The organism is Apilactobacillus kunkeei (assembly GCF_001421115.1).
GTDB lineage: Bacteria > Bacillota > Bacilli > Lactobacillales > Lactobacillaceae > Apilactobacillus > Apilactobacillus kunkeei_F.
Map to the genome: position 1 here is coordinate 168,830 of NZ_JXCW01000004.1, position 12,234 is coordinate 181,063.

15 protein-coding genes and 1 other annotated feature (1 of these 16 running past the window's edge) are annotated in these 12,234 nt (G+C 34.8%); of the genes, 2 read left to right on the top strand and 13 right to left on the bottom strand.

The annotated features are described in order from the left end of the window. Positions 1 to 149 (bottom strand) — a binding site (T-box leader); it reaches 70 nt to the left of the window's first position. Between the two features lie 35 nt (positions 150 to 184). Genes RZ55_RS03630 through RZ55_RS03640 form a run of 3 tightly spaced genes read right to left on the bottom strand, consistent with a single transcriptional unit; the run spans position 185 to position 1,833 of the window. After that, complete coding sequence (locus RZ55_RS03630) at positions 185 to 532, bottom strand: winged helix-turn-helix transcriptional regulator (protein WP_034530839.1); 348 nt, start codon at positions 530 to 532, stop codon at positions 185 to 187. Then, positions 511 to 1,038: a hypothetical protein gene (locus tag RZ55_RS03635; RefSeq protein ID WP_034535299.1), complete on the bottom strand. Its 528-nt coding sequence runs from the start codon at positions 1,036 to 1,038 to the stop codon at positions 511 to 513. The genes RZ55_RS03630 and RZ55_RS03635 overlap by 22 nt, the downstream gene beginning before the upstream one ends. Positions 1,039 to 1,062: 24 nt before the next feature. After that, positions 1,063 to 1,833 carry a TrmH family RNA methyltransferase gene (locus tag RZ55_RS03640; protein WP_057175810.1) on the bottom strand — a complete coding sequence of 257 codons (771 nt, stop codon included), beginning with the start codon at positions 1,831 to 1,833 and terminating at the stop codon, positions 1,063 to 1,065. A gap of 102 nt (positions 1,834 to 1,935) precedes the next feature. Here RZ55_RS03640 and RZ55_RS03645 point away from each other — a divergent pair, with 102 nt between their 5' ends. Both RZ55_RS03645 and yidC read left to right on the top strand, forming a co-directional pair. Further along, a complete protein-coding gene (locus tag RZ55_RS03645) occupies positions 1,936 to 2,211 on the top strand; it encodes an acylphosphatase (RefSeq protein WP_054483442.1) in 276 nt (91 codons plus the stop codon). 74 nt (positions 2,212 to 2,285) lie between these two features. After that, entirely contained in the window at positions 2,286 to 3,212 is a 927-nt protein-coding gene (gene yidC, locus RZ55_RS03650; protein WP_057175811.1) for a membrane protein insertase YidC, read from the top strand. A 45-nt stretch (positions 3,213 to 3,257) separates the two neighbouring features. Here the strand turns inward: yidC and RZ55_RS03655 are convergent, their stop codons facing one another. From RZ55_RS03655 to RZ55_RS03700, 10 genes are all read right to left on the bottom strand, one after another. Further along, the gene (locus RZ55_RS03655; RefSeq protein ID WP_237757111.1) at positions 3,258 to 4,133 is read right to left on the bottom strand and encodes an aldose 1-epimerase family protein; all 876 of its coding nucleotides are present in this window, start codon (positions 4,131 to 4,133) and stop codon (positions 3,258 to 3,260) included. 67 nt (positions 4,134 to 4,200) lie between these two features. Then, positions 4,201 to 5,112, bottom strand: a complete 912-nt coding sequence (gene xerC / locus RZ55_RS03660) for a tyrosine recombinase XerC (RefSeq protein WP_054483446.1) — start codon at positions 5,110 to 5,112, stop codon at positions 4,201 to 4,203. A gap of 66 nt (positions 5,113 to 5,178) precedes the next feature. Continuing rightward, a complete protein-coding gene (topA, locus tag RZ55_RS03665; RefSeq protein ID WP_057175812.1) occupies positions 5,179 to 7,287 on the bottom strand; it encodes a type I DNA topoisomerase in 2,109 nt (702 codons plus the stop codon). Positions 7,288 to 7,339: 52 nt separating this feature from the next. Continuing rightward, the gene (gene dprA / locus RZ55_RS03670; RefSeq protein WP_053792732.1) at positions 7,340 to 8,218 is read right to left on the bottom strand and encodes a DNA-processing protein DprA; all 879 of its coding nucleotides are present in this window, start codon (positions 8,216 to 8,218) and stop codon (positions 7,340 to 7,342) included. Between the two features lie 40 nt (positions 8,219 to 8,258). Next, complete coding sequence (locus RZ55_RS03675) at positions 8,259 to 9,023, bottom strand: ribonuclease HII (RefSeq protein WP_054483448.1); 765 nt, start codon at positions 9,021 to 9,023, stop codon at positions 8,259 to 8,261. Between the two features lie 2 nt (positions 9,024 to 9,025). Further along, positions 9,026 to 9,883 (bottom strand): ribosome biogenesis GTPase YlqF, encoded by an 858-nt coding sequence (gene ylqF / locus RZ55_RS03680; RefSeq protein ID WP_053792734.1) that lies wholly within the window; start codon positions 9,881 to 9,883, stop codon positions 9,026 to 9,028. A gap of 83 nt (positions 9,884 to 9,966) precedes the next feature. After that, positions 9,967 to 10,185 carry a YozE family protein gene (locus RZ55_RS03685; RefSeq protein WP_034530821.1) on the bottom strand — a complete coding sequence of 73 codons (219 nt, stop codon included), beginning with the start codon at positions 10,183 to 10,185 and terminating at the stop codon, positions 9,967 to 9,969. A gap of 10 nt (positions 10,186 to 10,195) precedes the next feature. Then, positions 10,196 to 10,786: a YpmS family protein gene (locus tag RZ55_RS03690; protein ID WP_053792735.1), complete on the bottom strand. Its 591-nt coding sequence runs from the start codon at positions 10,784 to 10,786 to the stop codon at positions 10,196 to 10,198. Positions 10,787 to 10,797: 11 nt separating this feature from the next. After that, on the bottom strand, positions 10,798 to 11,682 hold the full coding sequence (locus RZ55_RS03695) for a GDSL-type esterase/lipase family protein (RefSeq protein WP_057175813.1): 885 nt from the start codon (positions 11,680 to 11,682) through the stop codon (positions 10,798 to 10,800). Between the two features lie 56 nt (positions 11,683 to 11,738). Continuing rightward, a complete protein-coding gene (locus RZ55_RS03700) occupies positions 11,739 to 12,230 on the bottom strand; it encodes a dihydrofolate reductase (RefSeq protein ID WP_054483452.1) in 492 nt (163 codons plus the stop codon). Positions 12,231 to 12,234 lie beyond the last annotated feature (4 nt).

Genomic DNA, 12,234 nt, shown 5'->3' on the forward strand with positions numbered 1-12,234 from the left:
CATAACGGTGGAATACCGGATTATTTTTCGTTAATTGTAACTCCCAATATCAGTTCAGAAAATGAATTCAGCTGACTTGTGACTACTCTCATCAAATGCAGTCTTTCTGTATTATTTGTCGCCTACTAATTTTTCTTCAACACATTTAACTAAATAATATCTTAAATACATTAGTCGGTCAAGGTTAATCGTTAATATCACACCATTGATCTGACCAGTCATGAATTTGTTCCATGATTGGACCCAATGCTTCTCCTTTTTCAGTTAATTCATATTGAATTAATGAAGAATCGCAAAATGTTTTACGAGTAATGATACCGTCTTCTTCAAGTTCCTTTAGTCTTTCAACTAATACACGATCACTGCACTTAGAAACTACGTTTGCAATACATTTAAAACGTTGTGGTCCATTGACCAATAGTGTTTCAATAATTAAACCATTCCATTTCTTGCCTAACATTTGAAAAGTTTGTTCAAACTTAGGACACAAATGAAAATCGATTGTAGTGCTCATTTGACTTTCTTTTGCCATGAACTAACCTCCTTTTTATAGTGTCTATTTTTAATTTTGTTTTTTAAATTTTGGTATTTTGGTGCGAAATATTCTCGAATAGCATCGTAATCATCAATAAGTGAAACGACTACACTCTCAGCATACTTGGGCTTGGTTAAAGTCAATCCCCACATATGCTTAGTGATAATGTCTCTTTCCTTATCGTTTAACTTAGTTATTTTTTCAGCATTTCTAAGCGCCACTCTTGGGTGCATATAAGCATGGGAACCTAAGCGGAACTTGCTTACTCGCCAATCGTAGAAAAACAGATCATGCAGTAATCCACCACGGGCTGTGGCTTTAGCATCTAAACCAAATTTCTTAGCGATTAAATAACTCTCATATGAAACATGAATACAATGTTGTAAACGAGTTGATGAATGATGTTGGATATAGTTATCTAGTCTCAAGACTTCTGGACTGCTTAGTAAATCAGAAACATAGCTAACATATTCTTTATCATTTCGCCATGCATCTTCTTTCAATATACTATCTCCTAACTCAATAATTTATTTTTTAAGATGGAACATTGCGATTCCAGCAGCAATCGCTACATTAAGTGATTCTGCCTTTCCCTTGATAGGAATATATAAATTTTTAGTGGTTTGGTCAAGTATTTTATCTTGCATACCATTACCTTCATTTCCCATTATTAAGGCAAAAGCATCCTGTTTTTCAATCTGATCATAACTCACTGCTTGAGGATTTAATTCCGTTCCATAAACCGGCACATTGTTTTCCTTAAACTTGCCAATCCAATCAAGTAGGTCACCTTCCAGTAACTTCAAATGGAATTGACTGCCTTGCATTGAACGTAATACCTTTGGATTAAATTGACTGGATGTTCCTTCACCAAAAATAACGCCGTCAAATCCGGCAGCATCTGCAGTTCTAACCATTGTTCCGATGTTACCTGGATCTTGAATTTGGTCTAACAATAACCAAGAGCCAAACATGTCTAATGAATCAAAATGATCTTCTTTTGGTAATTCAACAATTCCAAAGATGCCTTGTGGAGTTGATGTTGAACCCAATGCCTTTGAAACATCGTCGGTAATTTCAATTACTTCACCGTTAAAAGCATCAATTTCAGCTTGATGTAATTCGTATTGCTTGTTGGTAGTTAATACAACCTCAACGTTTTGGTTAGCATTAATCGCTTCAGATACTAGATGCCAACTTTCCAAAATATATTGGTTACTATTTAAACGGCCCTTTTTAGTTTTTAACTTTGACCATTTTTTTACTCGTTCATTTTTTGCAGAAACAATTTTTTCCATTACTGGATATGACCCCTTTAAATTATTTATCTTTCCTATTATTTTAGCATAATAACCGAATAAAACATATATGTTACTATTGTTTAGTAAGGAGGAATCAATATGACCAATAAAAATATTGAAATCATCGTTTTAGGAAGAGTTCAAGGTGTTGGTTTTAGATACAGTACCAAGAAAGTCGCCGATAGAATGAATCTAAATGGTTTTGTCCAAAACTTAAGAGATGGAAGCGTCTTGATTCACGTTAACGGTGAAAACCCTGTAGTTGATGAATTCGTTTCTAAAATTAAAGATTCACCTACACCTTATGGACGAGTAGATAATATGAAAATAACTAATATCAATGAAATTCACGATAAAGGGTTTATAATAAAATAATTCGGGTTTTTATCTGATATAATTCCAATTTTCTGGTATTATTGTAAATGAAATTTACAGGAAAGGTTTTTGTAATGAAAAAATTAAAGAGATTCAGTGCCCTATCTTTGATCGGAGTAATGGCTTTAGTCTTATCAGGATGTGTACGTGTGGATTCAAACGGTAAACCATATGGTCTTACATATGAATACCTTGCTCTACCAGGTCAACACATTCTAGACTTTATCGCTAGATTCTTCGGTGGATATGGTTGGGCGATTATCATTTTAACTATCATTGTTAGAATGATCTTGCTTCCTGCAATGATTAGTCAAACTAAGAAGTCTACTATCATGCAAGAAAAGATGAGCTTCATCAAGCCTAAGATGCAAGAAATTCAAGAAAGACAAAAAAATGCTTCTTCAAAAGAAGAACAAATGAAGATTCAACAAGAAATGATGCAACTATATAAGGATAACAACATTAGCATGGCCGGTGGTGTTGGTTGTCTACCATTAATCATTCAAATGCCAATTTACCTTGCCTTATATAACGGAATTCGTTTCTCACCAGAAGTTTCACACACTATGTTCTTAGGTGTAAAACTTGGTGACAAGAGTTTAATCTTGGTTGTATTGTCATTCTTAGCGTACGTTCTTCAAGGATACTTGATGACTCTAGGTCTTCCAGAAGATCAAAAGAAGCAAATGAAGATGATGGCATACTTCACACCAATCATGATTGTGTTGGTAACATTCAGTGCTCCTGCCGGATTAGGTATTTACTTCTTCATTAGTGGTTTATTTGCTTGTTTACAAACATTAATCATTAACATGTACCGTCCAAAGATCAGAGCAGAAGTTGCGGCACAAGCAGCTGCTCAAGCGCAAAGTGATGAAAAAGTCATTCTACACGATGTAGAAGAAGATTCATCAGATGAACCTGAACAAATCGAAACGGTTGAAGAACATGATACCCATGAAGATTTAAGAAAACGTAATTCAGGAAAACAAAATAGATAAAACAAAAAACACCTTTTAAAAAGGTGTTTTTTTATTACATATTTTTTAGAAGAATAATAAATCATACTTAGCAGTGAACTTTTTGTCTGGACTAATCTTATTAATACCAACTTTATGTTCAATTTTTCCGTCTGTATGAACATCGTCTGCGATTCCCCACCATGGTTCAAGACAAACGAATGGTGCGTCTTTTGCAGACCATAATCCACCGTATTCAATATCGTAGGCAGTCATAGATACTCCATGATCTGAAACATCGTTAGATAGAATAGTTGTAAACTCTTTATTCTTAATTTCAACCACCTTAGCATCATCATAAAACAATTCATGTGATAGTTTAATTGGTTGATCTAACTCTATTTTTTCAACTTTTTCAAGGTTAGCATATGGAACATCAAATTGAATTTGGTCATATGTTCCTTTATTAGCGAACTTAACAGAATAATCGTCATATTGTTCGCTACCATCCTTCACCAATGGCACGTTGAATGCTGGATGGGCACCGACTGAAAAGTACATTTCTTTGGTATCAGTATTAAACACGTTAATGTTAGTAGACAGCTTATGATCATCCAATTGATAATGAATAACTAGTTTGAAAGCAAAAGGATACATCTTCTTAGTTTCTTCGTTACTAATAAGTTGCAAATCAATCCAATCGCTACCTTGGTCTAAAACATCGAATTCCATATCTCTTGCGAAGCCATGTTGACCCATTTCATAAATCTTGCCGTCATAAGTGTATTGATTATCCTTTAGACGTCCAACAATTGGAAATAAAATTGGCGCATGACGAGCCCAATACTTTTTATCACCGGACCAAATGTATTCTAATCCATCAGGACTTTTTACGCTGTTAATTTCAGCACCATGCGTATTAATTTTCACTTTTAGGTATTCATTACTAATTGTTTTAATCATAGTCTCCCCCCTAACAAATTTATAACTATATTTTACAATAAAGCGCTTTCATTATGCAATTGTTATGTTAAGATCTTGGAAAAAACTTATTATAATCGCGTAATAAATGTTCATTAGAAACGTGAGTATAAATTTGTGTCGTTGATAAACTACTATGCCCTAACAATTCTTGGACTGTCCGTAAATCAGCACCATTATTAAGCATTTCAGTAGCAAACGTATGTCTTAACATATGCGGATGAATGTTGGTTGTTAAAGATGTTTGCTTAACAATCTCATCTAAAATGTATTCTACTCCACGACTTGTTAATTCGTCACCGTATTGGTTTACGAAAACATAATCATGGTGTTTGTGATACTTATTAACTAACAAATCGCGACAGTTAGTTTGATATTGTTTTAACGCCTTAATCAAATAGTTACCAAATGGTAAGTATCTTTGTTTATTTCCCTTACCAATAACCTTGATAATCCGATTATCAAAATCGATATCACTAAACTGCAAGTTCACACATTCGCTTACACGCATCCCCGTATCATATAGGATTTCAATAATCGCATAATTTCTGTAACTAAGCATTTCATTTTTACCATGCTTGGCCGCTTCAAATAGCTCATAGAGTTCCTTTTGATAAAAGAAGCGTGGTAAATGATTAGGATGCTTTTTTAAGTTCACCTGATCAAACGGATTTTGTGAGACAACATCGTTTCGTTCCAAAAAATGAAAGAATGAACGAAGTGATGAAATCTTTCTGATAACTGTATTTCTACTTTCATCCCGTTTCTTCAAAATCGTAAGATAGTTACTAACATCCAAATCATCGGTTTGCTGTAAGATACGATCTTCTTCCTCTAATGTTTTTACAAATTCATTGATATCAGATTGATAAGCAATTGCTGTGTTATCAGAATATTGACGTTCATTGATTAAATATTCCATATACCATTCAATTAATTCTTCATCTTGATATTTTTTCATTGGCTATCTCTCTTATCTTATTAAACTAATAGCCCCTAAGAGTTTTAAATCTTTAGGGGCTATTAACTATTTTTGTACGGCTTCTTCGTAATCACCGTTAGGACATACCACTTGGGTACCACCTTTAATCTTCTTTTCTACCAAGAAGTTTCCATCCTTAGGACAGTCTCTTCCGATTGGTTTATCCCATGTAACAAAATCACATTCAGGATATCTTGAACAACCATAGAAGATACGATTCTTCTTTGATTTACGTTCAATAACATCACCCTTCTTACATTTTGGACATGTAACGCCAATCTTCTTAACGATAGCTTGTGTGTTTCGACAATCTGGGAATCTAGAACAAGCATAGAACTTACCATATCTTCCCATCTTGATAACCATTGGAGCACCACAGACTTCACAGTTGTATCCAGCTGGTTCGTCTTTAATTTGAACATCTTCCATGTTCTTTTCGGCATTCTTAACTTCTTTTTCAAATGGTCTGAAGTACTTATCGACAACTTCAACCCAGTTTTGCTTAGCTTCTTCGATTTCATCCAAGTTATTTTCAAGGTCGGCAGTAAATTCGATGTTAACGATATCAGGGAAGTATTCTTCGATGATGTTATTAACGATTTCACCTAATTCAGTAGGTTCGAATCTTCTACCAACTAACTTAACATAGTATCTCTTTTGAATCGTACTCAAAGTTGGAGCGAAGGTAGATGGTCTACCTACACCGTTTTCTTCAAGTGTTCTGATTAGCTTAGCTTCACTGTATCTAGCAGGTGGTTGAGTGAAGTGTTGATCTGGATTGTTCTTAGCCATCTTCACTTCGTCACCCTTGGCTAGGTCAGGTAAGATATTGTCTTTTTCTTTTCCCTTGTTGTAAACCTTTAGGAAACCTTCGAACTTAAGCTTTGAACCGTTCGCTCTGAAATCAACACCATTTTGTTCCATGTCTACTGTCATGGTGTCCATGATAGCAGGTGTCATTTGACTAGCCATAAATCTTGACCAAATCAAGTTGTATAACTTGTATTGATCATTGGTTAAGTATTGCTTTAGGCTCGCTGGTGTTCTCTTAACAGAAGTTGGACGAATTGCTTCATGGGCGTCTTGAGCACCTTCTGGCAATTTACCCTTAACTGGCTTAGTTGCAGCAAACTCTGCACCGTACTTATCATGAATGAATTCAGATGCTTCGTGCTTAGCTAAAGCAGAAATTCTAGTTGAATCAGTTCTCATGTAAGTAATCAAACCTTGGTTACCATCTTTACCAATATCGATACCTTCATACAATTGTTGAGCAGCCATCATTGTCTTACCTGTCTTGAAGTTCAACTTAACGTTGGCGTCTTGTTGCATTGTACTGGTAGTAAATGGTGGTTGAGGTTGTCTCTTACGTTCCTTTTTAACAACGTTTTGAACCTCAAATGGTTTGCTCTTATCGAATTTAGCTAACACAGCTTGAACTTCATCATTACTGTTTAGTTCAGCCTTCTTAGCATTCACTCCGTAAAAACTGGCCTTGAATGCTTCTCGACCCTTCTTCATGTCAGCATCGATGGTCCAGTATTCCTTTGGAACGAATTCTTTGATTTCACGTTCTCTTTGGATGATCAACCACAAAGCGATTGATTGAACACGTCCGGCACTTAGACCCTTTTTAACCTTTTTCCATAGTAATGGAGAAATGGAATAACCAACTAAACGGTCTAAAACACGACGAGCTTGTTGAGCATCAACTAAGTTCATGTCAATTTCTCGAGGGTTCTTAAATGCTTCCTTAACGGCATCCTTGGTAATTTCATGGAAAGCAACACGATTCTTATCGTCTTCTTTCAAACCAAGTAAGTGTGATAGATGCCATGCGATAGATTCTCCTTCTCTATCCGGGTCAGATGCAAGATAAACATTTTTGGCTTTTTTTGCTTCAGCCTTTAGTTCCTTGATTGTTTCACCCTTACCACGAATAGAGATGTAGTGAGGTTCAAAATCGTTATCAACGTCTACACCCATCTTACTCTTTGGCAAATCTCTAACGTGACCCTTACTAGCGATAACACGATAGGTTCTACCTAGGTATTTTTGAATGGTTTTAGCCTTGGTTGGAGATTCGACAATCACTAGTTTCTTTTTTGCCGACTGTCTTTTTTTCTTTGTTGTTGATTTTGTAGTAGTCGCCATTTACATCCCTCGTCATTTTATTTCTTTTTTAATATCTCCCAAAGGCTAATTATTAATATTTATATTCTTCTAATATGTCTTTGGCAGTAATTACTGGTTTGGCACCAGCTTGAATTAAATCATTACAACCAACCGATAACTCACTATCAATCCTTCCCGGGATTGCTAAAACGTTTCGGTTATTTTGTAGTGCTAAATTAGCGGTGATTAAACTACCTGATCTATACTTGGCTTCCGTTACCAGTATAGAACTTACCAATCCAGCTATAATTCGATTTCTTTCCGGAAAATGATACCTAGCCGGTCGACAACCAACTGGATATTCGCTTAGCAACAAATGATTTTTGGCAATCGTTCGTTGTAACGATTCATTTTCTCTTGGATAATATTGATCTAAACCGGTTCCAATCACAGCAATCGTTTTACCATGATTGGAAATTGCTGCCAAGTGAGCCAATCTATCAACTCCCTTGGCTAGTCCAGAAACAATCGTGATTCCATTACTAATAACATCAGGCATTAAACGCCTAATTACCTCAACGGAATATTCAGTATTATTTCTAGAACCAACAATTGCTAGTGCTTTATTTTCTAAAAGCCTTAAATCACCAAAGTAAAATAACACAATTGGTGGCAAATATGCTTCTTTTAAATTCTCCGGATATAAGTCATCGATAATGGTTAGCCATTTAACATGATTTATATGATGATCAAGTTCACTATTTAATTTATCACTATTATAGAAATTAATAAATGTTTTTGATTTATTTTTAGATAACATTAATGTTTCTGCAATCTCTTCAGCAGTCATATTTAACTCATCAGGAATTACGTCATAAGTGCTTTTAAGCCATCGATAAAATCGATATTCTGATTTAATACCGATTCCCTTAGCTAATTTTAGTTTTAATAATAATTCTCTTGTTTTCATATATACCTCCAGTTTTACAAGGTATATACGATAAAAGTGACTACAATAAATCAGAAACTGGTTTAAAACTTCTTCGATGAATTGGCGTTGCGCCGTACTTGTGTAAAGCGTCTAAGTGCTTCTTAGTACCATATCCGGCATTGTTGACAAAATCATATTCTGGATATTGCTTATCGTATTGTTTCATTAAGTCATCACGATAGGTCTTAGCTAAGATGCTGGCAGCTGAAACGCTGGCACTCTTTGCATCCCCCTTGATCAATTTAAGTTGATGGATATCAACATCAATTTGCATCGCATCAACGATGATTTCCTGTGGTAATTTCTTTAATCCTAATACCGCTTCTTTCATCGCAACTCTAGTTGCTTCATAGATATTAATATCATCAATTAACTTGTTATCAGCAATTCCATATGAATAATCAATGGCATTAGCTTTAATTTGCTCAGCTAATTCATATCTTTTCTTTTCAGAAAGTTGCTTTGAATCATTAACTTCGTAGACATCAAAATCATGAGGTAGTACTACTGCACATGTAACAACTGGTCCAGCTAGTGGTCCTCTGCCAACTTCATCAACTCCCGCAATAACATTAATTCCGTCATTCCAAAATTCATGTTCATACTTTAAGCGTTGGTGAAATTCCTCTATCTCATGATTTCTTTTCTCAATCTGTTTAACACGTTGTGTGATTAACTTTTGTACGCCGATCCTACTATCATCTTGATATTTTTGCAGTAGTTTTGATTTTAGGTCATCAACAGATTTTAAAATTTCTTTGATATCTTTGATTGATTCAGCCATTTTTATTCTTCCTCTTCTGTAGATAGGTCGTTAACATCATCTAGAGTAAAACGGCCAATCTTACCTTTTCTGGAATCTAAAATAATTCTCATTGAAGCTCTTTCGTAATCGTCTTGCATGCCGACTTTTTTAGTAATCTTTAGTAGTAAATCAACATCTGATAGTTCCATATCATCTTCTGATAGGTGATAACGATCGATTAACTCTTGTGGATTAGTGTTTCTAAAGAAATGAAGAGCAAACAAACCAACATCATCACTGTGGTAAATGCTGTCCTTAATCGCTCCTGTCATTGCTAGCTTGTTAGCAATGTCATCATTTTGGAACTTAGGCCATAAGATACCTGGAGTATCCAATAGTTCTAGCTCATCACTAGATTTTAGCCATTGTTGACCCTTAGTAACTCCGGCACGGTTACCAACTTGGGCGGCACGTCTCTTAACAATTTGGTTCAATAATGTTGACTTACCAACGTTTGGCACCCCAACACAAATTGCACGAATAACCTTCTTATCGAATCCTCTTTCCTTAGCATCATCAATCTTATCAGCTAAGAGGTCCTTAACTACCTTAGTGATGTACTTACCTGTGGTGTTTTTCTTTGAATCAATTGCAATTGCCGCATATCCTTGGTTCTTAAAGTATGATAACCATTGGTTGGTAATGTTTGGGTTTGCCAAATCTGCCTTTGTAAGAATCATTAATCTAGGCTTACCTTGACTAATTCTTGCTACTTCCGGGTTGATGGAACTAAATGGGCATCTTGCATCCACTAGTTCAAATACAATATCTACTAAATGAATATTTTCTTCAAATTGACGAATTGCTTTCGCCATATGTCCTGGAAACCATTGAATCATATTTTATCCGCTCCTAACTTATATATATTAATTGTACTATATTAATCACCAAAAAATGAACCTAAATTCATAGGTTCATTTTTTTAGTGTTTACTATTTTGAAAATCCATCCAAGCATCATCAAAAATTGTCATACTTGGTAGATAACTAGCATTTTCTTCCAAGTATTCTGAAATTTCATCATAATCAGTCGATTGCTTGGGAAATGATTGATCGTAAAATGCGTTGTTTGCAAATTGAGCAACCGCTTCGGTACTCTTAGGATTACGTTCAGTCATTAAATACTGGTAAAAACTTTTCATAGTTGCTCCTTTATTGATTAGGAATTAGAACTTTAAATTCAAAGTCACCGTCACCATTCATATCAATTTTATTAGCTTGGTATGAAAGTTCTTTCTTACCACCTAATTTGTTGACATGTAAGATAATGCGACTGTTCTTACTATCTAATTCAACCCACTTTGGAATGTTGTAATGCTTACCAACATAACCAATTACAAAACGAGGTGGTACGTTTAACTTACCAACTTCAAGCTTACTTGCGGTTAGTTCCACGTCACCATTACTTAATAGGTGTGGATCCAAACTTAATAGGTATCCCACTTTGGAACCTAAGATGGTAATCTTACCATAAACGTAGGCTTGTTTGTCTACCCAGAACTTGTAGTCCATGTTTTTTTCTTTCTTTTCGAACTTTTCTAGGTAGTAACTTGATAATGCGTTAATTTGTTTTTTATTCAAACTAACACTAATTGGTGTATTGTTTTTTGACGCTGTTCCCATTTGTGGATTTACGGTTTCACTATTCATTTGTTTCCAAGCATAGAATGCACCACCAAGTAGTACGATTACTAATAAAATGAATAGGTACTTAAATAGTTTTTTCTCTTTTGCTTTTTCCATTACAATTGCCTCTAATTCCAGTCATTAAATCTAAATAATTGTGATACAAGTCTGTCGGTCATGTAGTTATATCCCTTATCATTTGGATGGAAATGATCATCTGGGGAAATATAATTATTTAACTCACCCTTTGTATCATCTAATTTTAAAATGTCCAACGGATCAAAAGTTACTTCATCACTTGATTCAACTAACTTTTCTTTTTGGGCCTTACTCTTATATTGTCCATATGATAACGGTGTGATGTCAACAAAATGAGCTTTTTTATTTCTTAGTACAACACCGGAAGTAATTTGATTGTACTTCTTAACGTATTGATTAATCACATCAACATTTGCAAAGTATACATAGATTGGATTATAGATACCGAACACATAGATTGGTGCCTTTTTATTTTCTTTTCTGATATCATTCATTAATCTATTCACTTTGGCTTGATAAGTGATAGAGGCTTGCTTCATTCTACTGTTAAACTTAGCTTTACCATCAACTAAAGCGTTACTTTGTAGACTTTGTAGTAAGTCATTACCACCAACGGTTAGAACAATAATGTTAGCCTTTTTTAAACTACTTGAAAGGCCTTTAACGTTGTTTTGAACACGCTTGTCGATTTGATCACTGCGTTGTCCAGCAATTCCATAGTTAACTGCTGTGACGTGCTTATAACCCTTTTTATTCAATGCCTGTTTAGTTCTTGATACATAGCCACCGGCTTTTTTAGGGTCACCAACTCCCTGTGTTAATGAATCACCTAAAGCAACGATGGATACTTTTTTGTTCTTGTTCACATTCGTGATTTTGGTCTTGTGTCTAACGTTTGAATAGACCTGGTAGCTCACACCGGCAATTCCAAATACTACAACTAAAAATAGTATGAATTTAAATATTTTTTTCATAATAATCACCCCATAAAAAAAGGTTATGTAGCAATCCATAACCTTTCTTTATTATTTTATTTACATTCAAATATTTCAAAACGGTATGGATAAATGTTCTTATCATCAATGATTCCTTCTTTGGTGGATACTAAATCAAATTGACTGTAATCAATTTCTGGCATTTGAGTATCACCTTCAAAGTCGTGGTCGATTACGGTCTTGTATAAACGATCAACATATGGAAGTAATTCAGAAAAAATCTTAGCACCACCAACAACGAAAATTTCCTTATCACTAAACTTTTTAGCAAAAGCTAGAAATTCTTCTAACGTGTTAAAGACAACAACGTCGTTAGGATATTCACTTTTATCATGACTAGTTAATACGGTGTTTAAACGGTTTGGTAGTGGGCGCTTAAAGCTTTCGTATGTTGTTCTTCCTGCCATAATGATTTGGTGTGTGGTAGTTTCCTTAAAATATTTCATATCAGCTGGTAAATGCCATGGTAATCCACCATTTAAACCAATAATATGATTATCCGATTCAGCCCATAAAAATGAAATCATTAGT

Excerpts from the sequence above, each read along its gene's own strand:
- yidC (WP_057175811.1), top strand. The coding sequence starts at position 2,286 with ATGAAAAAATTAAAGAGATTCAGTGCCCTATCTTTGATCGGAGTAATG.
- RZ55_RS03645 (WP_054483442.1), top strand. The coding sequence starts at position 1,936 with ATGACCAATAAAAATATTGAAATCATCGTTTTAGGAAGAGTTCAAGGT.
- RZ55_RS03690 (WP_053792735.1), bottom strand. The coding sequence starts at position 10,786 with ATGGAAAAAGCAAAAGAGAAAAAACTATTTAAGTACCTATTCATTTTA.
- topA (WP_057175812.1), bottom strand. The coding sequence starts at position 7,287 with ATGGCGACTACTACAAAATCAACAACAAAGAAAAAAAGACAGTCGGCA.
- dprA (WP_053792732.1), bottom strand. The coding sequence starts at position 8,218 with ATGAAAACAAGAGAATTATTATTAAAACTAAAATTAGCTAAGGGAATC.
- RZ55_RS03685 (WP_034530821.1), bottom strand. The coding sequence starts at position 10,185 with ATGAAAAGTTTTTACCAGTATTTAATGACTGAACGTAATCCTAAGAGT.
- ylqF (WP_053792734.1), bottom strand. The coding sequence starts at position 9,883 with ATGATTCAATGGTTTCCAGGACATATGGCGAAAGCAATTCGTCAATTT.
- RZ55_RS03695 (WP_057175813.1), bottom strand. The coding sequence starts at position 11,682 with ATGAAAAAAATATTTAAATTCATACTATTTTTAGTTGTAGTATTTGGA.
- RZ55_RS03700 (WP_054483452.1), bottom strand. The coding sequence starts at position 12,230 with ATGATTTCATTTTTATGGGCTGAATCGGATAATCATATTATTGGTTTA.
- RZ55_RS03655 (WP_237757111.1), bottom strand. The coding sequence starts at position 4,133 with ATGATTAAAACAATTAGTAATGAATACCTAAAAGTGAAAATTAATACG.
- xerC (WP_054483446.1), bottom strand. The coding sequence starts at position 5,112 with ATGAAAAAATATCAAGATGAAGAATTAATTGAATGGTATATGGAATAT.
- RZ55_RS03630 (WP_034530839.1), bottom strand. The coding sequence starts at position 532 with ATGGCAAAAGAAAGTCAAATGAGCACTACAATCGATTTTCATTTGTGT.
- RZ55_RS03640 (WP_057175810.1), bottom strand. The coding sequence starts at position 1,833 with ATGGAAAAAATTGTTTCTGCAAAAAATGAACGAGTAAAAAAATGGTCA.
- RZ55_RS03675 (WP_054483448.1), bottom strand. The coding sequence starts at position 9,023 with ATGGCTGAATCAATCAAAGATATCAAAGAAATTTTAAAATCTGTTGAT.